Source organism: Ensifer sp. LC384 (genome assembly GCF_001695865.1).
In the GTDB taxonomy this organism is placed as follows: domain Bacteria; phylum Pseudomonadota; class Alphaproteobacteria; order Rhizobiales; family Rhizobiaceae; genus Ensifer.
The window spans coordinates 37536-63163 of the sequence record NZ_MBST01000008.1; the positions used below are offsets into that span (position 1 = coordinate 37536).

The 25628-nt window shown below is 61.4% G+C and carries 18 protein-coding genes; 13 read left to right on the forward strand and 5 right to left on the reverse strand.

The genetic code is table 11. From position 1 onward, the window contains the following. Positions 1 to 1336 precede the first annotated feature (1336 nt). The 3 genes from repA (BC363_RS09055) (at position 1337) to repC (ending at position 5079) form a co-directional block, all read left to right on the forward strand. Positions 1337 to 2545, forward strand: a complete 1209-nt coding sequence (repA, locus tag BC363_RS09055) for a plasmid partitioning protein RepA (RefSeq protein WP_065782079.1) — start codon at positions 1337 to 1339, stop codon at positions 2543 to 2545. 94 nt (positions 2546 to 2639) lie between these two features. Further along, entirely contained in the window at positions 2640 to 3656 is a 1017-nt protein-coding gene (gene repB / locus BC363_RS09060) for a plasmid partitioning protein RepB (protein WP_065782077.1), read from the forward strand. A gap of 205 nt (positions 3657 to 3861) precedes the next feature. Continuing rightward, entirely contained in the window at positions 3862 to 5079 is a 1218-nt protein-coding gene (repC, locus tag BC363_RS09065; RefSeq protein ID WP_065793293.1) for a plasmid replication protein RepC, read from the forward strand. Positions 5080 to 5376: 297 nt separating this feature from the next. Here repC and BC363_RS09070 read toward each other — a convergent pair whose 3' ends face one another. After that, positions 5377 to 5559 carry a hypothetical protein gene (locus BC363_RS09070; RefSeq protein WP_065782072.1) on the reverse strand — a complete coding sequence of 61 codons (183 nt, stop codon included), beginning with the start codon at positions 5557 to 5559 and terminating at the stop codon, positions 5377 to 5379. A gap of 2548 nt (positions 5560 to 8107) precedes the next feature. Here BC363_RS09070 and BC363_RS09075 point away from each other — a divergent pair. Then, positions 8108 to 8545 carry a hypothetical protein gene (locus BC363_RS09075; RefSeq protein WP_065782070.1) on the forward strand — a complete coding sequence of 146 codons (438 nt, stop codon included), beginning with the start codon at positions 8108 to 8110 and terminating at the stop codon, positions 8543 to 8545. A gap of 227 nt (positions 8546 to 8772) precedes the next feature. On the opposite strand, the gene BC363_RS09080 is transcribed toward BC363_RS09075, so the two are convergent. Then, entirely contained in the window at positions 8773 to 8979 is a 207-nt protein-coding gene (locus BC363_RS09080; RefSeq protein ID WP_065782068.1) for a cold-shock protein, read from the reverse strand. A 2206-nt stretch (positions 8980 to 11185) separates the two neighbouring features. Here BC363_RS09080 and BC363_RS09095 point away from each other — a divergent pair. After that, positions 11186 to 11716 carry a dihydrofolate reductase family protein gene (locus BC363_RS09095; RefSeq protein ID WP_065782062.1) on the forward strand — a complete coding sequence of 177 codons (531 nt, stop codon included), beginning with the start codon at positions 11186 to 11188 and terminating at the stop codon, positions 11714 to 11716. A gap of 272 nt (positions 11717 to 11988) precedes the next feature. Here BC363_RS09095 and BC363_RS09100 read toward each other — a convergent pair whose 3' ends face one another. Continuing rightward, entirely contained in the window at positions 11989 to 12663 is a 675-nt protein-coding gene (locus BC363_RS09100; protein ID WP_065782060.1) for an acyl-homoserine-lactone synthase, read from the reverse strand. A 340-nt stretch (positions 12664 to 13003) separates the two neighbouring features. Here BC363_RS09100 and repA (BC363_RS09105) point away from each other — a divergent pair, with 340 nt between their 5' ends. Both repA (BC363_RS09105) and repB (BC363_RS09110) read left to right on the forward strand, forming a co-directional pair. Further along, positions 13004 to 14227, forward strand: coding sequence for a plasmid partitioning protein RepA (gene repA / locus BC363_RS09105; RefSeq protein ID WP_065782058.1), 1224 nt, complete (start codon positions 13004 to 13006; stop codon positions 14225 to 14227). A gap of 56 nt (positions 14228 to 14283) precedes the next feature. After that, positions 14284 to 15264, forward strand: coding sequence for a plasmid partitioning protein RepB (gene repB / locus BC363_RS09110; protein WP_065782056.1), 981 nt, complete (start codon positions 14284 to 14286; stop codon positions 15262 to 15264). 291 nt (positions 15265 to 15555) lie between these two features. Here repB (BC363_RS09110) and BC363_RS09115 read toward each other — a convergent pair whose 3' ends face one another. Then, positions 15556 to 16491, reverse strand: coding sequence for a LysR family transcriptional regulator (locus BC363_RS09115; protein ID WP_065782052.1), 936 nt, complete (start codon positions 16489 to 16491; stop codon positions 15556 to 15558). A 91-nt stretch (positions 16492 to 16582) separates the two neighbouring features. Here BC363_RS09115 and speB point away from each other — a divergent pair, with 91 nt between their 5' ends. The 5 genes from speB to betA all read left to right on the forward strand — a co-directional run bounded on the left by speB (position 16583) and on the right by betA (position 22619). Next, complete coding sequence (speB, locus tag BC363_RS09120) at positions 16583 to 17560, forward strand: agmatinase (RefSeq protein WP_065782050.1); 978 nt, start codon at positions 16583 to 16585, stop codon at positions 17558 to 17560. A gap of 89 nt (positions 17561 to 17649) precedes the next feature. After that, positions 17650 to 19158 carry an aldehyde dehydrogenase family protein gene (locus tag BC363_RS09125; protein WP_065782048.1) on the forward strand — a complete coding sequence of 503 codons (1509 nt, stop codon included), beginning with the start codon at positions 17650 to 17652 and terminating at the stop codon, positions 19156 to 19158. Between the two features lie 121 nt (positions 19159 to 19279). Further along, positions 19280 to 19450, forward strand: a complete 171-nt coding sequence (locus BC363_RS35380; protein WP_141690260.1) for a hypothetical protein — start codon at positions 19280 to 19282, stop codon at positions 19448 to 19450. Position 19451: 1 nt separating this feature from the next. Then, the gene (locus BC363_RS09130) at positions 19452 to 20915 is read left to right on the forward strand and encodes a cytosine permease (RefSeq protein ID WP_083223440.1); all 1464 of its coding nucleotides are present in this window, start codon (positions 19452 to 19454) and stop codon (positions 20913 to 20915) included. Between the two features lie 18 nt (positions 20916 to 20933). Further along, on the forward strand, positions 20934 to 22619 hold the full coding sequence (gene betA / locus BC363_RS09135; protein WP_065782046.1) for a choline dehydrogenase: 1686 nt from the start codon (positions 20934 to 20936) through the stop codon (positions 22617 to 22619). 159 nt (positions 22620 to 22778) lie between these two features. On the opposite strand, the gene BC363_RS09140 is transcribed toward betA, so the two are convergent. Further along, on the reverse strand, positions 22779 to 24248 hold the full coding sequence (locus BC363_RS09140; protein WP_065782044.1) for a PLP-dependent aminotransferase family protein: 1470 nt from the start codon (positions 24246 to 24248) through the stop codon (positions 22779 to 22781). A 223-nt stretch (positions 24249 to 24471) separates the two neighbouring features. Here BC363_RS09140 and BC363_RS09145 point away from each other — a divergent pair, with 223 nt between their 5' ends. After that, the gene (locus tag BC363_RS09145; protein ID WP_065782042.1) at positions 24472 to 25590 is read left to right on the forward strand and encodes an ABC transporter substrate-binding protein; all 1119 of its coding nucleotides are present in this window, start codon (positions 24472 to 24474) and stop codon (positions 25588 to 25590) included. The last annotated feature ends 38 nt before the right edge of the window (positions 25591 to 25628 follow it).

Consider the following 25628-nt stretch of genomic DNA (forward strand, 5'->3'; position numbering starts at 1 on the left):
GCGGCCAGCGCCCGCGAAATTCCCGAACGGGCAATCCTCCATGGATCCCCTCGCCGCGCCGGTTCAGTGATCCAGTGCATTGCGTAGCCGCGTGCAACTAACCTGCTGGTCAGCGAAGGGAGTGCTTCGCCACAGTCGTTCGCTCCTCTTGGAACGGAGAAGCAACGCAGCATACGCATAGCTGCATTGCACAATAAATGTTTTCCAAGTGATCAAAAAACGATCATAACGCTCACAGCTGATGCACATGGCGGCTTCTCCTCCCAGTGCCGCCGCAGCAGCTGTTCCCCTCTGGAGGTTTTATGACCTTCACACTTCATGGGCCGCGGTCTCCGTAGGCCCATTTTTTTTGCCATGATTTTTGGGCGATCCCCTCAATCGACGCCGCCGCGCAGCCTGGAAATCCCAATTGTTCGCACCGCTCCATTCGAAAGCCGCCTGTCTGGCGCGCAGGGCACGAATAGCTGCGTCGTAAAGGGTTTGTCTGTTCGGGAAATGATGAAGCTCAGCTTCAAGTAGCCAACGGCGTCAGGGATCTGCTGAAGCGACGTAACGTCGATCTCGCCTGTCCCGTGCGGTTGCCTCGTGTGCCTACGGGCCCATGTCGCTCTGCTATCCGAGATATGGCCGGGCCCGTCTGTTCCGCTTGCACCGGCGTGGCGATCGGGCTCGCGAGCCTGAGCCAGTCTGCAATCGGCACGCGTGCGTTCGATCGTTTAAGGTCGACCGGTCTCGGCGACTGGCTCCTCAGCCAGAACGGGTTCTGCTTGCAGATCAGGTTCGAGTCTTAAATCCAACTTCCCCCAGATCGATGTCTTTTGTGTATCGGCCTTCGCCTTGCGGGACGGCTTGATCTCAACGATGAACGGCTTTGTCTGCTGACGCATAGATCCTCCAGGCGACGAATCGCATTGGAACGATATCGTCTGGTTCGGCAGACGCAACTGCCACATCAGGTGGGTGCGCCGACGACCAACCCAACCGTTCTCATTCGAATCAATCGATCGAGTCGCAAAAGTGAGGGCCGTTCGATGGCGATTCTGCCGTTTTCGCCTTGTTGCCGACGTCGATCAGCGCAAGAAACGGTTGACAAAAGAACGAGAAGGACTCGCAAAAGTGAGGGGCCTCTGAACAGAGTGTTGACGCCGATGTGGCGTCAACATGCTGATAAATATACGGAAAATGATGACGCGAAGCCGGGGTTGGGCCGCTGACACTACAACTGCTAAGTTGTTGTTAACCCTAAAGCGGCTTGTCGGTTCGAATAGAATCGTGTCTCTACTTCCAGACGGAAACAATGCGTCAGACGCGAAGAAACCGTTTTGAAGAGCCCACGATGTTAAAGCCCGCGAATCCCCAGTTTGAAAACGAGACGACGTCCGAGCGTATCACACGTCAGGCGACCGCGCTTTCGGACCGTCTGCGGGCCGTCGGCGAGATCGCGTTTCCGCCGAAGGCGATGAAGTCGCTCAGGTCGTTCACGTCAGGCGAAGTCGCGCAGATCGTCGGCGTCTCGGACGGCTACCTCAGGCAATTGTCTCTGGACGGTCTGGGGCCGATACCGGAACTGGGCACTGCCGGCCGCCGCTCCTACACACTGCGCCAGATCAACGAGCTTCGCGCCTATCTTGCCGAAGCGCGCCCGAAGGAAGCGCTGAAGTTCTGGCCGCGCCGCCGCGAAGGCGACAAGCTGCAGATCATCAGCGTCGCCAACTTCAAGGGCGGCTCGGCCAAGACGACCTCGTCGCTTTATCTCGCACAGGGTCTGGCGCTGCAGGGTTACCGCGTTCTGGCGATCGACCTCGATCCCCAGGCATCCCTGTCTGCCATGTTCGGCTATCAGCCGGAATTCGACATTGCCGAAAATACCACCCTTTACGGCGCGATCCGCTACGACGACGAGCGGGTCGGCATGCGTTCGGTGATCCGTTCGACCTACTTCGAGGGAATCGACCTGGTCCCGGGCAATCTCGAGCTCATGGAGTTTGAGCACGAAACGCCGCGCGCCATGGGCAAGCGCTCCGGACCAGAGGATCTGTTCTTCCGCCGCGTCGCAGCCGCGATCAATGAAGTCGAGGCGGACTACGACGTCGTCGTCATCGACTGCCCGCCGCAACTCGGCTTCCTGACCATGGGCGCTCTCAATGCCGCAACCGGTATGCTGGTGACGATCCACCCGCAGATGGTTGATGTCGCCTCGATGAGCCAGTTCCTATTGATGACGGCCGATCTTATCGCTGTCATCGAGGACGCCGGCGCGCACCTGAACTACGATTTCATGAAGTTCGTCGTGACCAGACACGACCCGCGCGACGTGCCCGAACAGGAGATCGTCGGACTGTTGCGCGACCTCTTCGGAAGCGATGTCCTCAACGCGACGGCCTGGAAGTCGACCGCCATCGCAAATGCGGGCCTCACCAAGCAGTCGCTGTTCGAATTGTCGAAAGGTGCCGTCGGGCGGTCCGTTTATGATCGCGCCATGGAATCCGTCAACGCAGTCAACACCGAGGTGATCGACCTGATTTCGCAGGTATGGCAGCGATGAGTGATTGCGCCTTTCCCGTGCCAGTATTCTTTCCCCTTGGGCGAGCGATGTTGTCTACAGACAACGCCTCGCCTCCATCGAGGAGGTCCTTCCATTGAGCAAGCGCACCCAGTCCATTCGCTCGATGTTTGCCGGGCAGAGCGAGCATGCCATTGACAATGACATCAAGCGGCCGTCGCTGCCACGCGTGAGTTCCGGCGCAGTGCGCTCACTCAAGGATACCTTCTCCGACGTCGAGAAGGAGTATGAAGTGCTTCGCGCGAAGCTTGCTTCGGGCCAGCTCGCCGTAGAGATCGACCCTTCCCTGATCGATCCCTCGCCTCTTGCCGATCGCTTCAGCGAGCAGGACGCAGTCAGTTTCGAGGCGTTGAAGACTTCGATCCGGGAAAGAGGCCAGGAAATTCCCGTCCTCGTTCGGGAGCACCCTTCGGTCACCGGCCGCTACCAGAGCGCCTACGGGCATCGCCGCATTCGCGCCGCTCGTGCACTCAATATCCCTGTCAAGGCCTATGTGCGCACGCTGACCGATGAAGATCTGGTCGTCGCGCAAGGGGTGGAGAACTCTGCCCGCGAAGATCTGAGCTTCATCGAACGCGCGGTATTTGCCGGTCGTTTGGAGGATGCAGGGTTTGCTCGGGCGCTGATCCAGTCGGCACTTTCCGTCGACCGGGCTGAAGTTTCCAAGCTTGTCGCCGTTGCGCGCGCGCTGCCAGGTGAACTTGTGGACGCCATCGGGCGTGCACCGAAGATTGGTCGCGGCCGTTGGCAGTCGCTGGTCGATGCGATCGGCAACGAGGCGGCATTGAAGCGTGCGCTGGCTGTTGCAACGAAACCCGGCTTTGCGACACGGGAAACGGACGACCGCTTTATGGTGGCGTTTGCGGCGGCAACCAAATCCGAGGAGAGGCCGGCCGCTCAGCTTGCGCCCGAGGTCGTTACCAGCGGATCAGGCGCGGAGATTGGAAAGGTGGCTACGACCGACAAGCAATGGCGCCTGTCGATCCGGCGCGATCGCAATGACGGATTTGCAGATTATCTGACGGCGAAGCTGCCCGAGCTGTTTGAAGCTTACGAGGCGGTGCTTGCGGAAAAGCAGAGCAGCGCCGAATAGGGCGCCGTACTGAAGACTGAAAATTTAGAGGAGCAGCACCGGCAAAAGAAAAAAGGCCCCCGAAACACCGTCTCTGAAGGCCCTTTCTCGTCATTTGGCGATTTCGAGATTCGCACTTCCGGGATTCACAGTCAAGACTCTCTCAAGAGATTTGGCGCCGTTTCGGTGACCGCTATTCCTTTGCCTGAAAGAAGGTAAGGCTGAAATGGACAGGTTATCCGTAACGACGCCATTCGGGCGGCGGCCGATGTCGCTCGCCCTGGTGAAGGGGCAGATCAGATCGTCCGGCGTAAAAGCCGGAAAGACCGTCGACAAGTGGAAGGTCCTTCGCGACGTATGCGAGGCAAGGACGCTTCTTGGTGTCCAGGACCGTGCTCTGGCCGTGCTGAATGCACTGCTGTCGTTCTATCCGCAGGGCGAACTGGCCGAAGGCAAGGACCTCATCGTGTTTCCGTCGAACGCGCAGCTGACCCATCGCGCCAATGGCATCGGTGGCAGCACGCTTCGCCGCAGCCTCGCTGCATTGGTCGAGGCGGGCCTGGTTTCGCGCAAGGACAGCCCGAACGGCAAGAGATACGCGCGCAAGGATGGTGAAGGCGGCATCGAAGAGGCCTATGGCTTCGACCTCGCGCCGCTGTTGGCCCGCTCGGAAGAACTGGCAGGAATGGCGCAGGAAGTTGCGGCCGAACGCCGGCGGTTTCTGATCGCCAAGGAGCGTGTGTCCCTGTGCCGTCGAGACATCCGCAAGCTGATTACTGCCGCGATCGAAGAGGGGGCCGCCGGCGATTGGGCTCATGTCGAAGACATGTTTGTCGCCCTCGTCGCACGAATTCCACGCTCGCCGAGCCTGAAGGACTTGGCGGCCATCGCCGATGAGATGACGCTTCTGCACGAAGAAGTCGTCAACATGCTGGATGATAACGAATTTTCCGAGAATATGACCGGCAATGCTGGTCCATTTGAGCGGCACATACAGAATTCAAAACCCAAATCCTTCCATGAACTTGAACCTAGCTCTGAAAAAGAGCAGGGCGAAAAGCCGAAGGCAGAAACTGGAGCAAAGCCGAAGGGCTTACAGCCATTCCCGTTGGAGATGGTCTTGCGGGCCTGCCCCGAGATCAAACCGTTCGGGCCAAACGGCGAGGTTTCGAGTTGGCGTGACCTCATGATGGCTGCCGTGACGGTCCGCTCGATGCTTGCCGTCAGCCCGTCAGCCTATGAGGAGGCGTGCGAGGTGATGGGGCCGGCAACGGCAGCATCTGTGGTGGCCTGCATCTACGAGCGATCAGGTCACATCAATTCGGCCGGCGGCTATCTCAGAGATCTGACGAACCGAGCGCGGCGCGGTGAGTTCTCGATTGGGCCCATGCTGATGGCACTGCTTCGCGGGGCGCCGGCATCCAATCTGGCTTCCGCATCGTGAGCCGCCCTGGAGATGGGCATACGTGGTTTCGGCTCGAAGCTTCCCTTCGAGAGCGGCGCTGTAACACTTTGAGTTGCTGCATAATTTTGTCCTTAAATCGATTCCGATTTAAGGAATCATGCAGGAGCGAGTGTCTGAAACAGCGAATGCCGGCGCCCCCATAGGGGTTTGCCGCGCCAGGGGGCCGGCCATTTCTCCGGAATGGGTTGGCAGGCCGGTCGCGGTTTCGACGATCGGTTGTCGTCGCCACAGCCCCTGACCTCCCCTCCTCCAATTTCGTCGCGGTAGGGAATGCCGTTAGCGCGATTGCTCCGACACCATCGGAAGATAGACGATCGGAGCTGAGGGCTTCTTGCCACCAAGTTCGCTTTCGACAAGCAGATAGGCCAAAAGCGCGAAGACCAAGATGAGTAAAATGCCAACGGGCAGGCCGGCGGAGGCGTGACGTTCTGGCTTCAGGTAGTTTCTTTCATCCAACATAGCGACCTCCATTTGCACGACCGGAACGGGGAAAGGGTGCAGCTGGTTCCCGGGAAACGGGCAGAGCCGAGGGACAGGTTCTTGGAATTTGTGGCTGGTGGCATTCTAGCACCAGGACCGGCCGATCACCTGAGACCGGAGGTAGCATGAGGCCTGGATGTGAGGATTGTTCGCGCCCTGTTCTTAGCTATTTCGGGCGTCATCCAAAGAGGCGAAGCGGAAATGTGTTTACACAGGCAATTCCGCGTCCTGGCCGTTCAAATGCAGATCCGAAAATCCGCGCGTCGCGTTGCGCTATGCGGAACCGGGTCTTCCGGCTGGAGGTGCCGTGACCCGTCATTCCAAATGGCTGACGAACTCGCGAGCGTCTGTAACTTGCGCGGCGCGCATTTATGAACAATGCCGACGGTTCCCAGCAACTGGCACTGCTCGTCCGTGGCACATTCTTTTGCCAGGCAATTGGCTGGTTGGCTTTAGTCAACCGGCGATCACCGGATCGGTCGCCGCACGGTCCGATGATCCTCGTCACACCAGCGGTGTCGAGCCGGAAGATCTCTTGCCGATGGACGCCGTCATGGTTTCACCATGTCTGCGGATACGACGACCGGGCTGAAAGTGCTTGGCGGTCTCGTTGGCGCTCGCACTATTTGGCCGGTTGATCCCGTGGGTCAGGCTTCCACCGCGACATCGCTGCGAGGCCCGAGGCAAGCCGACGCTTGTCGGCGCTGTTGCAATTATGGGCATCCGAAGCGGCCCTGGTTAGAACTGCGGGAACAGAAGAGCCCGACGATGACAGCAGGGCAATAGGAAAAGTGTCGCTAGAGTTCCGCCGAGATAGACAGGTGTCCTTTCGCCCGCGGATTTGTGGCGATGCATGTAAAAAAATTCCGGTGATGGCGAGGCTAGAGATGCGCCGGCCAGCGCCCGCATCGCAATGAGTTGCAAAGTGTGTCCAGACTTGCCGTGTGAGGTCCATGCCATAGGACCGATCGACCAAGGGTCATCCGCTAATGATCATGATTTCATTGGCAGGCAACCTTGTCGCGGATCCGCAAATGGCCCTCAAGCGTATCTTTCACCTACATCGGTCGCCTCAGTCCCGGCCAGTGGCTATCCTGCGCAGCCGCGATTACGTGCGGGCATGGGAAATGACGGTCTTGATTTCGGCATCGTCGTCCGATCGATCGGGCGCCAGCGCGTCCGCGGCGGCCTCGTTTCCCTTGGTATTAGGTCACCCCATTCGTTCGCGCGACGGGCCAGGTGCTTTGCAGACGGGTCGGCCATGTGTGTCGCAATTCCTTGAAAGTCGCCGCCAACCGGATTGTCGCGGCGCGAAATCTGCTGGCAACCGCTCGGATTTCACCGAGCCATGGGAAAGCGGGATTGGTCATGTTCCTGCGATTTCGGCGCCCAGATATCACGCAAGGACGCTCGGGAGGAGCCGCTGTTGTTGTTGGTTGCACAACGTTAACTATATGTTCCTGTGACCAATAAACCGCGTAACGGAAGAAAAGGTTGAATTTACTTCTGCCACACAAACACCGGCGCAGCACGGTTGATATTGTCGCGTTTGGCTATGGCCGGTGATTTCGGGTAAAATGCCGTTGAAATAATGTTCATCGGTAGCAACTTTCGCTTGCTCCATCGCGCAAAATTGCCAGCTTGCGAAGCGCAGGTGCGTCCGTATTGGACGAGCCAAAGTGCGGTTCTCCATGTGCGAAACGGACGGCAGAGTTCGTCGAGCGCTGCCGGCAGGTACCGGCGGGCGAAGGTGCTATTTCACCCATGGGCCTAGCCCGGTGCTGCGACGCGATCGGATGCTCTGGAACATGGTTGAGGCTTGGACAGGAGTGCTCGCGCAGTGGGTCGGTGCGTTTGGTCACTTGGGAAACGCCGACCTTTTGAACGCCGGCACTCTGATGGTCTGTCAACCCGATGGGCTAATGCAGGATGTGCGATGCATCCCGAGAACGGGAAGCCTCCGCAAAGGGTGAGCACATTCGAGAGAATATATGTCATTTCCAGCGTCCTCCAATGTGGGTTGGCGGCGATTGAAGGGTTTCACGGGATTGCTGTTCGGGCACGTCGCAATTGAGAATTGCAGACATCGCCGTTAGCTACCGGAAGCGGCGCACGCGTTCTATTGAGCGCGACCAGCTGCCCTCTGGTGACATTGACGCGCTGAGTAATGCCCGGGTGGCGGAACAGGCGCTACTGCATAATTCCTTAAATCGGAATCGATTTAAGGGCAAAATTATGCAGCAACTCAAAGTGTTACAGCGACCGTTGCGCGTCTAAATAGACGCGCGGCGCTGTAACATCATGGCATCCCGTATGGCGCAGTTTCTCCCCTCGCCTTCCCGAGTCCAGATCAGGAAGCTCTGGGGCGACTTTCAAAGGGCCTGATCCGACAGTGTCGGATTACCGCCGCAACATGCGACGACTTGCGATCGCCCGTCTCACCAGCATCGTGATTGGACAGCGCCACCGACTAGGAACAGGCTGGTGTTGGGCTGGCTCTCGCAACGTCGTTTGATTGGAGGCGACAATGAAGCATCACACTTTGGAGCAGTTGCAGAACATTGCGCAGATAGAGCCATTCTTCGGTGCGCACGAGATGACGCGCCGCCAGCGACTGGAACGTTGGGCCGAGTTGTTGGAGGATATTCGGCATAGGCACCTCGATACGCTTCATGAAACCGAATTCCAGTTCAGTGACGAGCGAGATGCGCTGCGTAGCGACTACTCTCCGATAACGGTCGCCTTCCGCGATCCGGTTCTCCATGCTGCCGGCATGGACAACGACACCTATGGCGAGGCGAAACGCTTCTTCGAGATCTGTGACGAAGAGCTGCATGACATCGTCTGCTACTGCCGCTTCGGCACAACGGTCAGCGCGGCCGCCGCGGCGCGCCAGGTCCGCGCTTTACTTTCGGAGCGGCCGAAGAGCTTCTGGTCGGCGGTGGCTGCATTTTTCATCGCCTAGGCTGGCGCTGCGGCCGCGATTTATAACCGGTTGGGGTGCTGCTCGAAGGGCGCGACCCCTTTCCGTGTAGGGCGTATTGACCCAGTTTCGCGGCAATGTTGTGCGCTTAAATACATCGTTGGGAACGATCAGCGTAGCCTTGGATGTTGTGTCCTGATCCGGGGGTCGCGGATGCTGGTCTTCCAATAGGCCGCGCGGCCCATTGGAAGGTGTGTTCCCGGATTGGGTCAGGCGCGCAGGTTGTCAGCCGACATCTTGCCCGATTTGCGGTCTTGGACCAGGTCGTAGCTGATCTTCTGGCCGTCGTTCAGACCGCGCATGCCTGCTCGCTCGACGGCGGAAGCATGGACGAAGACGTCCGTACCGCCATCGTCGGGCTGGATGAAGCCGTAGCCCTTCGTCGAGTTAAACCACTTCACGGTACCAGTCGCCATAACTTTCCCCTTTGTAAGCCTTGGAACCAGGGGTTCGCACGGCGTGTGTTGCGCCATCAAAACTAGCCCATCGGGCAGAGAAGGGAAGAGGGTGCTCCAAATTATGTCGTTTGAGCCGGTTTCTTTTTGCGTTGGCATTAACGGCACGTGAGATGGCCAGGAAACCTCCGGATCACGTTGGCATCAAGGACCGATTTGTTGTCTGCAGACAACAGATGATTGGAGGCCACCACCCCCATTTTCGAAGCATGAATGCAGTTGCGTGTACGCTATTGTTCGGAAGGTAGTCCGACCTTGGATGTTGTCTGCAGACAACAAAAGCAAGACCGAGCGGTCGCCGGGCCTAATGGGACGCAAGGTTCGCAGCCTTGCCCTGCCCTCTTGGTGTGCATGGTCGCCGGGTGGGAGACCATTGGGCGGGGTCTGTCCCGCGGATTTGGCGAGCGTGTCGGGACGGCCGGCGCGATAACGCTTGTTGGCTGACGCCGTCACCCGACGCTGCTGCTGGAATACGTGCGTTGGCGTGCACGAAGCGGCACTCCGGTCCAGCGGGTCCGATCGCCGTTGGTGGTCGGTCTTGCGCTGATTGGCGGACGCGTAACCCTTGGGTTTTCGAAGGCTTGGATCGCGGCCGGTGTTGTCAGCTGACGACATCGCACGATTCCGATGTTTCCAACGGCAGGCTGAAGACGGGAACTGGTGGTCGGGATTCAGGTATCGCCGTGCGTAGTGCGCATGCCGATGACTGGCATATGCGACGGTCGCAGAGGCGCTCCAGGTGACCGCCCACCATCGATGTTGTCTGCAGACAACAAACCGACCTTCCATCCCTGCAGGCATGCCTTGAGGTGGGCGGGCGATGGCCGTCTCGCGAGCGTTGTTTTGGGTGGCCGTGGACCCCGAGATTCCCGTCTTCTTTGTTTTCAGAGGAAAGGAGGTCTCTAATGCAAGATGGCAAGCTAAAAGCGTCATAGATCGACGCGTCGCAGCATGCAATCAGAAGTATGAGGTTGGCTACTTCGCGAAGGAGCATGATATCAAGGAAGGCGATACCCGAGGCATCATCAAACAGCGTGGTATCGCCCCGCGCACGCAAATGCGCTTCGGTTCGTTGGCGTGCCCCCGACGTCATCGGAGCGTCTTGCAGGGGCCGGTGGTGAGAAGGGCTCTGATGCATGGGGAAAGTCATCTCACGTCGACGCAGTGGTCATTACTCGTCTAGGATCTGGTCGTCGGTGCTTCATTCGACCGCGAGAGCCCCCTGAACCCCCGTCATCAGCCGACTGATGCCGTTCCCTTTGAATTCGCCTATGCTCTGATGTAGGCTTGTTTCGGCGAAACACCTTGATCGGCTCCTCTGGTCAACCGACCGCGACGAGACGAAATCTCAGGCGTCTTGACGAAAGGTTCTGGGCCCGCGCCTGCCAATGGGGCACCGCGCCGCGTCTGTCGTGGCAGTGCAAAACCTGCCCGTGACTGACAAAAATCGAGAAATTGCAAGAGGTTGCGCACCTGGCAGTGGATTTATCCAATCAAGGACAGTTGGGCGCGGTCATCCGGGTGGTGGAAGTGAATATGCCGATTGCTTCCGTATCGGAATATTACCTCGTGAATTCATATCGTTAATAAAGTGTACAACTGCTCAGTCTGCCTTGCAAATCCGTCACCTTTAAACACCCCACGCTTTACCAAGGGTCATCAGAAGCTCACACTGAAATCTGTCTCTTTTTGAACGGTGAAGCTCTGGGGGTCCGGATCGCTGCATTATCCTGCGGGAGATCGGTCGGGCACGGAGCTTGCGGGCTGGCCGCCCGAGAGGCCGGCTACGCTGAAAATCATTGGGCTACCTTCAAGCAGCGGTCCGAGAAGGGCGCGCGCGCCAGCAAGGGGGCAAAGGCCACTCCGGTCATCTGGTTCAAAAAGCTCGAGTGCAAGGGCGACGGCGCCGATGACGAGGATAGCCGCCACGCTCGCTGCGTCCGCCTGAGCTGGGTGTTCAACTCCGCCAGGTCGATGGCTGCCAGCCCGCGAAGGGCGCTCGCCCAAGGACAACCAAATCTCCCCGATTCGAGCTGGCCGATGCGCTGATTGCCGCCAGCCGCGCAAAGATCCGCTACGAGGGCGCGCGGGTGGCCAGATTGTAGCCCGCTTCATTTGCGCGTATCTTCGGCTCGGCCCCGGGAAAGCGGCGAGGAGCAGATTCCGTATGGCGAAGCTCGTCTTTGGCTTGAACCAGTCGCTGGACGGCTACGTCGACCACACGGCGTTTGCGCCCGATCCTACGCTTTTTCGTCATTTCATCGACGACGTGCGCGGCCTAGCCGGCAGTGTGTATGGTCGCCGCATGTACGAGACGATGCGGTATTGGGACGAAGATCACCCCGAGTGGGACGAGGCACAACGTGACTATGCGGTGGCGTGGCGTAGCCAACCCAAGTGGGTTGTGTCGCGCTCGATGAAGTCGGTCGGCCCGAACGCCACTCTTGTCGAGGATGAGGTCGAGGCGGCGATACGCGGGCTGAAAGCTCAACTCGATGGGGTGATTGAAGTCTCCGGACCAGAGTTAGCGAGAAGCCTGACTGATCTAGGCCTTGTCGACGAGTATCAATTGTACATGCATCCCGTTGTGCTCGGCGGCGGCAAGCCGTTCTTCGCCGGCCCGCGGCCGCCACTGCGCCTCGTGGCGAGCGATCGTATCGGCGAGAACGTAATCAGGTTGACATACGTGCCAGCATAGTCTGGGCGATTAGCCGACGGACGGCTGAAGTCGCCGCTTTTGGGATGTGACGCCAGTCTTTGATGTCCGCAATGAGGTCGGAAGCTGCCGCAGCGCTGGTCAAAAGATATGGCTTCGGCGTCAAGATTGTCGCTCCAACAACATGGAGCACAAGCTTGCCTCCGGTGCGGCAAACTCGCACCGACGATCGTTGAGGGGAATAGCCCGGAAGGGTTTGGGATCGCACTTCATGAGCAGCCGAGCGATTTCGCCCTGCCCGATGCTGGCCCGCATCAATTGGGCGCTTTGCGACGATGGCCCATATCGGCAACGGGGCGTCGGGCGTTACGTCTGCCACGGATGCGTAGGTATGGGGGCCACCCTGCCCTGCCGAGAATTCGTTCGACGACGACGTCTGTTGCCGCGACGATCTCGGTGTAGCCATTGACCAGGCACACTCCATGATGCCGGCAAATATGAACCGGGTGATTTCGTGGAGTGCCCCCTTCCCCCCGCTCGCACACCGCCGTGTCCACGCAGAAGCGCGAGCTTTCGACCATCTGGTGCTTGCGAGTAAGAACATTGTCGCCCAAGTTTTCGGAAAACACGGTCGTGACCATCATCGGCCGGCTTGCCGGCAGCAGGCGCACGCAGGCGACGACCCTGCCGGTGCCGCTCAAGGCGATGATGTAGGTGGGGCGCAGATCGTCGAAGGTATCGCGCTCGCGGCCATTGCGTATTGTCACGTCCCAGCCGAGGCGTTCGGAAAACACGCGGGCCCGCAGTCTGAACATATGACCGAGATAGGCGTCCGACCTGTCACTGGCGCTGCCTGGCAAAGCCGTAATGCTGATCACCCCTGCTTCCTCCTCGTTGCGGCGTTGAGGGGTGCGGCAGATCCATCGGCGGTTCAGGTCGCAGAAATGCAGGCGAGATTTCGTGACAAAGCGCTCGAAGCCGAGGCTCAAGGGAAGAGCCGAATCGGCCTTGCCAAGCCGAGTTCGAAGGTGAGTCGCCCCGATGCCGGTCTTTCGCGCAGGGATTGCCGCTCGTTGCTGCCGGTAGAAGAACGCTCGCCCCCGCAAGTCTGCGAGCGGCCTCTGGTAGGGCTGACGCGCTCTAAGGCAAAGGATTCAAAGGACAATTTGCTATTTTGCGTGAGGATATCCGGCACCCTGTGCGAGCAACGTTAATTCTCTGTTAACCCTCTGTTAACCCTATATTCCTTGCCAGCAGGGCAATTTGACCCCTAATAACGCTTGGGCCGTCTATCCGACCGAAAAACCGTTATTCGAGAGTTACCCTGAAATGAACGCTAATTCGCCCTCCGCGGCGCCTGCGCAGCCAATGCAATTCGAGGATCTGATCCTGGAACAGGGCGACCTGATCTCGAAGAAGCTTCATCTCTTGAGCATGCAGCAGTTCCCCCCGAACGCCAAGAAGCTGCTACGCCAGTTCTCGCTAAATGAAGTCGCGCAGTTTTTGGGTGTGTCGCAGAGCACCCTGAAAAAGCTTCACCTTGAAGGCAAGGGGCCCCTTCCCCAGACGTCGACGTCGGGAAGGCGTTCCTATAGCGCCGAGCAGATGGTGGAACTCCGCCAATATCTCGACCAGCATGGTCGCTCGGAGGCACGCAACTACGTGCCGCAACGGCGGGTCGGCGAAAAACTTCAAATCATTGCAGTCGTCAACTTCAAGGGCGGTTCGGGCAAGACGACGACGGCTGCCCACCTGGCGCAGTACATGGCCCTGACCGGCCACCGGGTGCTGGCCGTCGACCTCGACCCGCAGGCCTCTCTCTCCTCGCTTCACGGCTTCCAGCCTGAGCTCGACATGACGCCGTCGCTTTACGAGGCGATCCGGTACGACGAACAGCGTCGGCCGATTTCCGAGATCATCTTGCCGACGAATTTCCCGGGGCTCGACATCATCCCCGCGAACCTCGAACTGCAGGAATTCGAGTACGACACGCCGCTTGCGATGTCGAACAGGAGTTCGAATGAGGGCAAGACCTTCTTCACGCGCATCTCTCGCGCGCTTGCCGAAGTGGATGACCGATACGACGTCGTCGTGATCGACTGCCCTCCCCAGCTAGGGTATCTGACGATCACGGCGCTGACCGCAGCCACGAGCGTTCTCATTACAATTCATCCGCAGATGCTCGATGTTATGTCGATGGGGCAATTCCTCCTGATGCTCGGCGGCATCTTGAAGCCGATCCGCGATGCGGGTGCCGAGGTGAACCTGGAATGGTATCGCTATCTGATCACCCGGTATGAGCCGACAGACGGACCGCAGGCGCAGATGGTCGGCTTCATGCAGACCCTGTTCCACCAGTTCGTGCTGAAGAACCAGATGCTGAAGTCAACAGCGGTGTCGGACGCCGGGATCACGAAGCAGACGCTTTATGAAGTCGACAAGAGCCAGATGACGCGCTCGACCTATGAGCGCGCCATGGACGCCTTGAACGCTGTCAATGCCGAAATCACCGACCTGGTGCACGCGTCCTGGGGACGCAAGGTCGCCGGCTGACGATCGCCGCGGTATGGGATGACCGCAAATGCGGTACTGACGAATGGAGTAACGAGATGGCGAGAAAGAACCTACTGGCAGGCCTGGTCGACGCAGCCGATATCCCGCAGGGAGACATCGCGCCCGCCTATCCGATGCGCGGTGCATCGAAGAGCATGGTTCGTTCGCTCGATGAACTCTCCCGACAGGCCGACAAGTTTCTCGAGGGTGAGGCGGTCGTTGAACTCGATCCGGGATCGATCGAGCGATCCTTCGTGGCCGACCGTCTGGAGGATGACCGAGACGAATTCGAGGCTCTCAAGCACGCGATCGCTGAACGAGGCCAGGATACGCCGATCCTGGTGCGCCCTCACCCGTCGGTTTCTGGTCGCTATCAGGTGGTGTTCGGACATCGCCGTGCTCGGGCCGCTCGCGAACTCGGCCGCAAGGTCAAGGCCGTCGTCAAGGCGCTGGATGATCGCACGCACGTCATCGCCCAGGGGCAGGAGAATTCCGCGCGTGCCAATCTCTCCTTCATCGAGCGGGCGAGCTTTGCCCATAGCCTGGAGGCGCTTGGATATGACCGCTCGGTGATCTCTGCATCGCTTGCTGCCGACAAGACCGCGATCTCGAAGATGATGACCGTGACCGAACGGATTTCGACTGCGGTCATCGAGAAGATAGGCCCTGCCCCGTCAACCGGACGCGATCGTTGGCTTGAACTCTCGCTCCTTGCCGGCAAGGCCGACAACGCCGAACAGATCGGTGAAGTCCTCGGCCAGGCTTGGTTTGGCTCGCTCGGCAGCGACGAGCGTTTCAATGCGCTCTTCAACGCGCTTGCGACGTCGAAGAAGCCCGTCAGAAAGGCGGTGCTTCAGGTCAAGGATCGCTGGCAGGCCGAAGATAAAGCTGTGCAAGCTCAGTATTCGAACTCCGGCAAGGCCTTCGCGCTTTCAATGAAATCGAAGAATGCCGGACAGTTCGGAAAATACCTCGCAGACAACCTCGATCGGCTTTACGCCGAGTTCCTGTCAGCGAAGGATCGAAAAGAAGACTGAACGCGCAGTTGCGAGCGCAGACCGGCAACGCGCGAGGAAGGCGTCATGATTTTGTGAGGCCGTTTGGTGTGGTGTTGCCGGCCGGCAATTGCGGAAAATTACGATGAAAAATCAATATATTGCTCGCATTTTGGAATCAAGCCGAATCGCGTCATAGGTGAATTCGGGCCAGCCGTGCTGCGTCCAGTTCCATGTCATGAGTTATAGAATTCTTTTCTATAACTGTAAGCGGTGCATTGACGCCGTCTGGCGATAGCGGGGGATTGACAACGTATTCGGCGGGTATTGGAGTTATTTCGGGGTTAGCCGCCTGCTGTCGGCAATCGTCCGAGCGAGCATTTCTGCGGCCCGCGAGGGCTTGTTGCGCGGATAGGCAATGTGAAATGTGTCCTCGAAGGTCATTCTTTCCGGGGCAAGCAGCCGCAGTCGGCCGAGGCGGACCCATTCGTCGGCGTAGTGATCGGGCAGGAAACCGATATAGGCGCCGGAGAGCAGGAGCAACAGCGTTCCTTCCATATGGGGGGTGGCTGCCGCCCAATTGAAGTTCACGCCGCAGATCGTCTCGTTCAGCATGTAGGTGCGACCGGCGAAGGATTGCGTTTCGAGAAGCGCGTCCGTGAGTTCCGCATCGGGGCGGGGGAAGAGCGGGTGTCCCTCGGCGCAGTAGAGTTTCTGCACCTCGGCAAAGACCGGTTGACTGCGGAAATGCGGCATGACGCTGCCGACCGACGGCATGAGCACGATCTGGTAGGATCCGTTCAGAAGCCCCTGGTGCAGCACCTGCGGCGCGGCGACATCGATTTCCAGATGCACGCGCGGCGCCTCGGCGTGAAAGGTGGCGAGCGCGCCCGGGAGGTTCAGGTCGCGATTGGTGATCATCGCATCGACGGTGCCGAAGGTAAGGCTGCCCATGAGCTCGCCTTGAGCCTCGCCGACGCGGCTTTGGAACTTCTCCAACGAACCGAGGAGTTCCAGCGTGGCCTCATAGACGAGCCGTCCCTCATCCGTCAGCAGGAAGCCGCTACGGCCGCGGCTGCACAGGCGCAGACCCAGGCGATCCTCCAGATGGCGCATATGGGTGGAGATCGTCGCCTGCGTCATGCCGAGCGCGGCCTGGGCGGCGGAGAAGCCGCCACACTGAACGACGGAGGCGAAAACGCGCAGCAGTCGAAGCTCGGCATCGCCGAGCGACAGATTGAGGACGCGGTGGCGGATCTTGTTGATCATGCATTGATTAAGTCACAACTAAACATCCAATCATAGATATTTTTATGTGTATCTGCCTTCTGCACACTCCCTCCATCTGTGGAGGACAGACATGGCCAGCAATTCTTATGAGTCCGGACGTTTGAACCTGCCGTTCGTCGGCATCTGCACCTTCGGCAAATATCCCTATCAGCCGGACTGGGACGCGATCGACGCGGACGTTGCCATTCTCGGAGCGCCGTTCGACTGCGGCACGCAATGGCGGGCGGGAACGCGCTTCGGGCCGCGCGCCATTCGCGAAGCCTCGACGCTGTTTTCCTTCGGCCACGGCGGCGCCTACGATCATGAGGACGACGTCACCTATCTGCCCAGCGGAGAGGTTTCGATCGTCGATATCGGCGATGCCGACATCGTTCATACCGACACGATGAAGAGCCATGCCAATATCGAATTCGGCGTGCGCAAGATCCTTGCCGCCGGTGCGCTGCCGGTGGTGCTGGGTGGCGATCATTCCGTCAACATCCCCTGCGTCAACGCCTTTGCCGAGGACTGTGCCCGTAACGGACCGATCCACATCGTCCAGATCGACGCGCATCTCGATTTCGTCGACGAGCGTCACGGCGTGCGCTACGGCCATGGCAACCCGATGCGCCGCGCAGCGGAAAAGCCCTATGTCAGCGGCCTGTCGCAGCTCGGCATCCGCAACGTCTCCTCCACGGCGAAGGAGGGCTATGAGGATGCCCGCAAGATGGGCTCCGACATTCTGTCGGTACGGCAGATCCGGGCACTCGGCACGGATGCGGTCGTCGAGCGCGTGCCGGCCGGAGCGCGCTACTACGTCACCATCGACATCGACGGTTTCGACCCGTCGATCGCGCCGGGCACCGGCACGCCGTCGCACGGCGGCTTCATCTACTACGAGGTGCTGGAGATCCTGGCGGCGCTGACCAAGCGCGGCACGGTCGTCGGCATCGACCTGGTCGAGGTGGCGCCCGACTACGACCACACCGGCGGCACCTCCATTCTGGCGGCACAGGTGCTGATGAACCTGATCGGTCGCGTCATGCATGACAGAGCAACGCAGCCCTGATCGAAAAACCAGGGGAGGGCGATGCGGCACTGCCGACATCGCAAAAAACCGGTGCGCGCGGAGCGGCCGGCTGATGAGGAGGAAGAGACATGGACGATAGCGTCCGCAACTACCTGGAACAGTATGGCGTCAGCGATGCGACGCGCCGGTTCCTGGCCAAACCGCAGACGATGTTCATCGGTGGAGCCTGGGTCGACAGTAGCGACAGCGCGACTTTCGACGTCTTCGAGCCTTCCACTGGGGGCCAGATAACCCGAGTTCCCTCGGGCACGACGGACGATCTCGACCGCGCCGTCGCGGCCGCGCGCCGGCAGTTCGACGGTGGGGAGTGGCGCCGCCTCAAGCCACTCGAGCGAGAGCGCCTCCTGCACCGCCTCGCCGATCTTATCGAAATGCACGCTGCAGAATTGGCGGAAATCGAAGCCATCGACATGGGCAAGTCGGTGACGTTTGCCCGCGAGGTAGACGTTCAGGGGACGATCGATACCTTCCGCTATTTCGCCGGCTGGGCTTCCAAGCTGCACGGGCGCACCGTCGAGCCGTCCATTCCCGGCAACTACCTGGCCTATACGCGCAAGGAGCCTCTTGGTGTCGTTGCGGCCATCGTTCCCTGGAACTTTCCGCTCCAGACCATGGCCTGGAAGCTCGCGGCCGCGCTTGCGGTCGGCTGCACGACGGTCGTCAAGCCGGCTGAACTGACGTCGCTTTCGACCCTCCGCTTCGCGGAGTTGGTACAGGAGGCCGGAATCCCGGACGGCGTGGTCAATGTCGTGACCGGCCGGGGTAGTGTGGTCGGTGCGGCCATGTCGTCCCACCCGGGGATCGACAAGGTCACGTTTACCGGTTCTACGCCGGTCGGGCAGGAGGTCGGCCGGACCGCCGTGGGGAAGCTCAAGCACGTCACGCTGGAACTGGGAGGGAAATCACCCGTCCTGGTGCTCGAGGATGCCGACCTGACGAGCGCCGCCCGCGCCGTGGCCAACGGCGTGTTCTTCAACTCCGGGCAGGTCTGCGATGCCGGTACGCGTGTCTATGTCCAGCGATCGGTTCACGATGCCTTCCTCGACGAACTGGTCGCCGTCACCCGCACGCTGAAGGTCGCGCCGGGCCTCGACCGCGACTGCTACATCGGACCCCTGGTGTCGGCGCAGCAGAAGAAGGTCGTTTCTGCGTATATCGAGGCTGGCCGCCGCGAAGGCGCCGAATTGATCCACGGGGGCGGCAGCCCCGACCGGCCGGGCCATTTCATCGAGCCCGCCATCTTCGCCCACTGCAAACCCGAAATGAGCATCGTGCGCGAGGAAATCTTCGGGCCTGTGCTGGCCACCGCCGCCTTCGACAATCTGGACGACGCGGTCGGCCTGGCGAACGACTCCGCTTTCGGCCTCGCCGCCGCCATCTATTCGAACGACCTGTCGCGTGTGCATGGGCTTATTCCGCGCCTGCACGCCGGCTCGATCTACGTCAACGCCCACAGCACCATCGATCCCTCCATGCCGTTCGGCGGCTTCAAGGCGTCGGGCTTCGGCAAGGACCTGGGGCCGGAGCAGCTGGACTACCTGATGGAGACGAAGGCTGTCTGGATCACGCTGCCATGAGGCCCTGACCCATCGCCCGGCCGCCGCCCATGGGTGGCCGGTTCCAAAGATCGGCGGCTGATGGAGCCGCAATTTCTCGCGGAAAGACGCCAGAAGGCGCGGCGCGACAAGGGGAACGACCATGGAAGACAACGATATCGCCTGGCAAAACGAGCTGGCGCGCCGCGCCCGCATCTATGAGGATATCGAGGCGGGGCACCGCTTCGAGGGCACGATGACCGCGCTCGACTATACCGGCATGACTGTACTGACAGTCGTGCTCGTCGCCGCCTTCTGGATCTGGGGGGCCTGAGATGACCGATCATGTCGCCCGTGGCGGTCTTTCGGCCGCAGAAATCGAACGCGAGGACGCCGCCCGCAACAGCGCTGCCGCCGAGCGCGGTGATGCGCCGCTGCTCCCCTCCGAGCGGCTCTGGGGCTTCTGGGAATTCACCTATGCCAATTCGGCGCTCGCCATCGCCACCTGGGCCTTCCTCATCGGCGGCGCGGTCGGCCTGTTCGTCGGGCCGAAGGAAGGTATCGCCGCGATCATTATCGGCAACATCGTCGGCGTGGTGCTGACGGCGCTCGCCACCACGACCATGTCCGGCCGCTACGGCGTCGAGCAGTTCATCGCGCTGCGCAGCCAGTTCGGCTACAACGGCAGCCGCGTCGTCTATGTGCTGGCCGTGGTGCTGCTCACCATGGGCTGGCTTGCGGTACTCGCCATGATGTTCGGCCGCTCGATCGACGGCCTGATGGCGCTCAGCGCCGGGGAGGCCGCCAACCCGACCGGCGGCAAGATGATCATCGCCGCCGTCGGCGCCATCCTCGTCACCTGGTTCATCGTCGCCAAGGGGCCGACCTCGATCAAGTTCTTCAACATGGTCGTCTCGCCCGCGCTGGTGATCCTGATGGTGGTGATGCTCTATCTCATCCTCAGTCACCATTCCCTAGGCGAACTTCTGGCGATGCCGGCGCTCTCGCCGCCCTTCGAGGACAAGACGCTGAACTTCATCGTCGCCGTCGAGGTGAACCTTGCCGCCGGCTTCTCCTGGTGGCCCTATATCGGCAACCTGGCGCGGCTCACCAAGAACGAGCGCACCGCGTTCTGGCCGAACGTCCTCGGCATCTTCGGCGCCGCCGCGCTCGGCGAGATCGTCGGTCTCCTGGCGGCCGTCGCGTTGGGCGAGAGCGATCCGACCATCTGGATGACCAGGATCGCCGGTCCCGTCATCGGCATCATCGCGCTGCTCTTCGTCGCCTTCGCCAACATGACCTCGATGGCGAACATCCTCTACACTTCCATCGTCGGCCTGAGGCAGGTCGGGACGGCCTCGGTGCGCGCCATTTCCTGGGGCACGGTCCTCTTCCTGTTCTGCCTCATCCCGCTCGGCCTCGTGATCTTCTATCCGCAGATGTATGACGGCTTTTTCATCTTCCTCGTCTGGACCTCGGCGCTCAATTCCGCGCTCGCCGGCATCGGCATCGTCGATTACTTCTTCCTGCGCGGCCGGAAGCTCGACATGCGCAGCCTGCACGGGCCGCAGGAAAACGGCCCCTACCGCTTCTGGGCGGGGTTCAACCCCATCGGGCTCTTCGCGCTCGCCGTCGGCTGCATCGTCTATGTCGTCGTCTTCAATCCGCAGACGCTCGCGAGCCTGCCGGCCTTCAAGTACCTCACCGCCTCGCTTCCCGCCTGCCTTGCGGCCGGCGCCGTCCACTATGTCCTGACCCGGCTCTTCGCCCGCGGGCGCGGCTGGGGCCTCTATCCGTAACCTTCCGGAACCACCGCCATGACCGATACCTACGACTACATCATCATCGGCGCCGGATCGGCCGGCTGCGTTCTCGCCAACCGGCTTTCGGAAGACCCGGCCACCAAGGTTCTGGTCCTCGAATACGGCGGCAGCGACAAGTCGATCTTCATCCAGATGCCGACGGCGCTGTCCATTCCGATGAACGGCACGAAGTACAACTGGAAATACATGACGCTGCCGGAACCCGGCCTCGACGGCCGCCGGGTCCATTGCCCGCGCGGAAAAGTCATCGGTGGCTCCTCCTCGATCAACGGGCTCGTCTACATGCGCGGCCACGCCCGAGATTTCGACGAGTGGGAGGAATTGGGGGCGCGCGGCTGGCGATACGCCAATTGCCTGCCCTATTTCCAGCGCGCCGAAAGCTGGCAGGAGGGGGGCGACGCCTATCGCGGCGGTGCCGGCCCGCTTGCCACCAATGCCGGCAACAGGATGCAGAACCCGCTCTACCGCGCCTTCGTCGATGCCGGCCGCGAGGCGGGCTACATCGCCACCGACGACCCGAACGGCCATATGCAGGAAGGTTTCGGACCCATGCATATGACCGTGAAGGACGGCGTGCGCTGGTCGACGGCGAATGCCTACCTCAAGCCGGCGATGAACCGGCCGAACCTCACCGTGATCACCCATGCCATGACGCGGCGCGTGCTGCTGCACGGAAAACGCGCTGTCGGCGTCGAATATGAACTGGGCGGCGAACGCATCGTGGCGAAGGCGAGCCGCGAGGTGCTGATTTCCTCCGGCCCGATCGGCTCGCCGCACCTTCTGCAACGCTCCGGCATCGGCCCGGCGGCGGTGCTGCGTCAGGCGGGCGTTCCCGTTCTGCACGACCTGCCCGGTGTCGGTGAGAACCTGCAGGATCATTCCGAGGTCTATATCCAATATGCCTGCAAGGAGCCGATCACGCTCAACGGCAAGATGGGACTGTTGAGCCGCGCCCTGATCGGCGCCGAATGGCTGCTATTCAAGAAGGGGCTTTCGGTCTCCAACCACTTTGAAAGCGGCGGCTTCATCCGTTCCGACGCCTCGCTTCAATGGCCGGATATCCAGTTCCATTTCCTGCCGGCAGCCATGCGTTACGACGGCAAGAAGCCGCTCGACGGCCATGGCTTCATGGTGCTGACCGGGCCGAACAAACCCAAGAGCCGCGGCCATGTCAGGCTTCGGTCGCCGGAAGCCCATGAGCAGCCCGATATCCTGTTCAACTACCTCGACCGCGAGGAGGATCGCGAAGGCTTCCGCCGCTGCCTGCGGCTGACCCGCGAAATCGTCGCCCAGCCGGCCTTCGACCGCTTCCGCGGCGAGGAGATCGCGCCGGGCGAAAATGTCCGCAGTGACGACGAGATCGACGCTTGGGTGCGCGAAACCATGGAAAGCACCTACCATCCCTGCGGCTCCTGCCGCATGGGCGAGGATGCCATGGCGGTGGTCGACAGCGATCTCAAGGTGCGCGGTCTCGACGGGCTGCGGGTGATCGACAGTTCCGTCTTCCCCGCCGAGCCGAACGCCAACCTCAATGCGCCGACCATCATGCTGGCAGAGCGCGCCTCCGACATCGTGCGCGGCAAGCCCTTGCTTGCCGCCTCGAATGCCGAGGTCGGCGTCGCGCCCGGCGTCGGCGTCACCCAGCGCAGCGGCACGCCGATGCGTGCGGTGCGGCACTAGGAGGAGGGGCATGTTGCGGGGCATAGGATATGTCCTCGCGCGCCGGGATCGCGATGATCCGGAGGAGCCCCACGACTGGGCTCTCTTCATCGAAACGCTTTTCCGCCGGCTGAGGTCGCGCTTCGGCGAAAGGCCTCGCCCGGAAACGCCGGAGCGGCCTCACGGCTGCGAAAGCGCTTCGGCAAGGCGGCCGAGATAGGGCTTCATCCGCTCGGCGGGCACACCGGCATAGCCGAGGATGAGCGCGCCCGGCCGGCGGGTCGCGATCGTATAGTCGGACAGTGGATAACATTGCAGCCCGGCGTCGAGCACGGCGCGATGCACTGCCCGGTCGCCGCGGCTGCCTTCCAGCCAGGCGAGCGCGTTGAGCCCGCTTTCGGAGCAATCGACGCGCGCAAGCCCGGCAAGCGCCGTCCGGCCTGCCTCCTGGAAAGCCTCGCGGCGTTCGGCATAGAGGCCGCGCATGCGCCGCAGATGGCTGGCGAAATGGCCGCCACCGATGAATTCGGCAAGGGCGAGCTGGGTTTCCACCGGCACGCTGCGATGGATCAGGCCCGAAAGATTGCGGAAGGCGCCGACGAGCTGCGGCGGCAGCACGAGATAGCCGACGCGGATGCCCGGATAGAGCGCCTTGCTGAAGCTGCCCGCATAGATGATCCGGTCATGGCTGTCGACGGAGCGCATGCAGGGCAGCGGCGCGCCGTCGTAGCGGAATTCGCTGTCGTAATCGTCCTCGATGATCCAGGCATCGTTCGCCCGCGCCCATTCGAGGAGGGCGAGCCGGCGTGGCAGCGAGAGCGTCACCCCGAGCGGATGGTGGCGCGAGGGCATGACGAAGGCAAGCCGCGCGTCGGGATGGCGCGCCATGGCGCCCGCGACATCCATGCCGTCGGAATCGACATCCACGGGGCAAAGATGCAGCCCGAGCGTGCGGAACAGGTTGCTTGTCGTGACGGGGCCAGGGTCCTCGAACCAGATGCCGTCGCCGGGATCGGCGAGCGCCAGGGCGGCGAGCGTGAAGGCGGCATGCCCGCCGGGCGTGATGACGATCTGTTCCGGATCGCAGGAGTCACGCCGGTGCAGGGCGAGATATTCGGCGATCCTCTGGCGCAGCACCAGTTCGCCCGCGACATCGCCGTAGCCCATGGTGGCCCTGCCGCTGCGCGTCACCGCATTCCAGCATTTGCGCCAGACGGCGAAGGGAAAGCGGTCGAGCGCCGGTTGGTTGGGCAGGAAGGGTTTTTGTTCCATCTGACCGATTTCGGCCGATACGCCGCGCGATAGGGCGCCGATCCGCGACAGGCGCGGCGACGCATCGCTCTCGCCCAGCGTGAAGTGCGGTTTCGGCAACTGGCGGGGCAGGGCTTGGGAAACGAAGGTGCCCGCGCCCTGCCGCGCCTCCAGGTAACCTTCCGCCTTCAGGTTCTCCAGGACCCGCACCAGCGTCTGGCGCGACAGGCCCAGCTCTTCCGCAAGGATGCGGCTTGCCGGTAGGCGCGCGCCGGCGCGCAGGTGCCCGCGCAGGATCGCCATGCGCAACTGGTCCTGCACCTGGCGGAATTTCGGCAGGGCCACCGCCGCGTCGAGGCGAAGGAAGGGCAGGATCGGGCCTTCGAGCTGCTTGGCCAAGGTGTGCCTCCGAAAATTGGTACAGTCGAACACACAATAATGGACGTTTGATTGTTGTCCAATTGTTACATCCTCTCCTTACACGAAGACGCACCGATGCAGCCCCAAAGGACGCAGACAGGTGCAAGGGGAACCGGGCCGGGCGGCAAGGCCGACGACCGGATGCAAGGACCAGAACAGCCATCGCCCACGCGCCGTCGAGAACGGCCAACAGGAGGTATCCATGAACCGCTTCGTATCCCGCGCGGCCAGCCGCGCGTTCGTCTCGACGCTTGCCCTCGTCGTCGCCCTGCCGGGCCTCGCGAGCGCGGAGTCGCCGCAGGATCTCGTGGATGCCGCCACGAAGGAAGGCATGCTGACGGTCATCGCGCTGCCGCATGACTGGTGCAACTACGGCGAGGTCATCGCCGGCTTCAAGGCCGAGTATCCGGGCATCGAGGTCAACGAGCTGAACCCGGACGCGGGCACGGCCGACGAGCTGGAGGCGATCCGGGCCAACAAAGGCAATACGGGTTCGCAGGCCCCCGACGTCGTAGATCTCGGCCTCGCCTTCGCCCCGGCTGCAGCCAAGGAAGGCCTGCTCCAGCCCTACAAGGTGGCGACCTGGAACGAAATCCCTGACAACATCAAGGACGCGGCAGGCTATTGGTACGGCGACTATTACGGCGTCATGGCGTTCGGTGTGAACAAGGACCTGCTGGAGACCGCGCCGGCCGATTGGTCGGATCTCTCCAAGTCCGAATATTCCGGCGCCGTTGCGCTCACCGGCGATCCGCGCTCCTCGGCGCAGGCGATCCTGGCGCTGATGTCGGCCGGCATTTCGCGCGGTGCGACGCCCGGCGCGGACTCCGGCGCCAAGGGGCTGGAACTCTTCGCGGAGCTGAACAAGGCCGGCAATTTCGTGCCCGTGCTCGGCAAGGCCGGCACCATCGCGCAGGGCCAGACGCCGATCGTCGCCGCCTGGGACTACAACCTGCTTGCCTGGCGCGATGCGCTGAACGGCAATCCGCCGATGGAGGTCGTCGTGCCGGCAAGCGGCGTGGTGGCCGGCGTCTATGTGCAGGCGATCTCGGCCTATGCGCCGCATCCGAATGCCGCAAAGCTCTGGATGGAATATCTCTATTCCGACGAGGGCCAGACCGGCTGGCTGAAGGGCTACTGCCATCCCGCACGCTTCAACGCGATGCTGAAGGCCGGGAAATTCCCGCAGGAGCTGCTCGACAGGCTGCCGCCGACTGAGGCCTATGAGAAGGCGATCTTCCCGACCGTCGAGGCGCTGGACGCCAACAAGACTGCCATCGTCGAAGGCTGGGACAAGGTGGTCGGCGCCAACGTCAAGTAAGCCGCGCATCCGGTGCGGAGGCTCCCCTTGGCGGAGCC

Coding starts and splice junctions, on each gene's coding strand:
- BC363_RS09130 (WP_083223440.1), top strand. CDS start 19,452: ATGACCGATCATGTCGCCCGTGGCGGTCTTTCGGCCGCAGAAATCGAA.
- repC (WP_065793293.1), top strand. CDS start 3,862: ATGGACAGGTTATCCGTAACGACGCCATTCGGGCGGCGGCCGATGTCG.
- BC363_RS09125 (WP_065782048.1), top strand. CDS start 17,650: ATGGACGATAGCGTCCGCAACTACCTGGAACAGTATGGCGTCAGCGAT.
- BC363_RS09095 (WP_065782062.1), top strand. CDS start 11,186: ATGGCGAAGCTCGTCTTTGGCTTGAACCAGTCGCTGGACGGCTACGTC.
- BC363_RS09075 (WP_065782070.1), top strand. CDS start 8,108: ATGAAGCATCACACTTTGGAGCAGTTGCAGAACATTGCGCAGATAGAG.
- BC363_RS35380 (WP_141690260.1), top strand. CDS start 19,280: ATGGAAGACAACGATATCGCCTGGCAAAACGAGCTGGCGCGCCGCGCC.
- speB (WP_065782050.1), top strand. CDS start 16,583: ATGGCCAGCAATTCTTATGAGTCCGGACGTTTGAACCTGCCGTTCGTC.
- BC363_RS09080 (WP_065782068.1), bottom strand. CDS start 8,979: ATGGCGACTGGTACCGTGAAGTGGTTTAACTCGACGAAGGGCTACGGC.
- repA (WP_065782058.1), top strand. CDS start 13,004: ATGAACGCTAATTCGCCCTCCGCGGCGCCTGCGCAGCCAATGCAATTC.
- BC363_RS09145 (WP_065782042.1), top strand. CDS start 24,472: ATGAACCGCTTCGTATCCCGCGCGGCCAGCCGCGCGTTCGTCTCGACG.
- betA (WP_065782046.1), top strand. CDS start 20,934: ATGACCGATACCTACGACTACATCATCATCGGCGCCGGATCGGCCGGC.
- BC363_RS09115 (WP_065782052.1), bottom strand. CDS start 16,491: ATGATCAACAAGATCCGCCACCGCGTCCTCAATCTGTCGCTCGGCGAT.
- repA (WP_065782079.1), top strand. CDS start 1,337: ATGTTAAAGCCCGCGAATCCCCAGTTTGAAAACGAGACGACGTCCGAG.
- repB (WP_065782056.1), top strand. CDS start 14,284: ATGGCGAGAAAGAACCTACTGGCAGGCCTGGTCGACGCAGCCGATATC.
- BC363_RS09070 (WP_065782072.1), bottom strand. CDS start 5,559: ATGTTGGATGAAAGAAACTACCTGAAGCCAGAACGTCACGCCTCCGCC.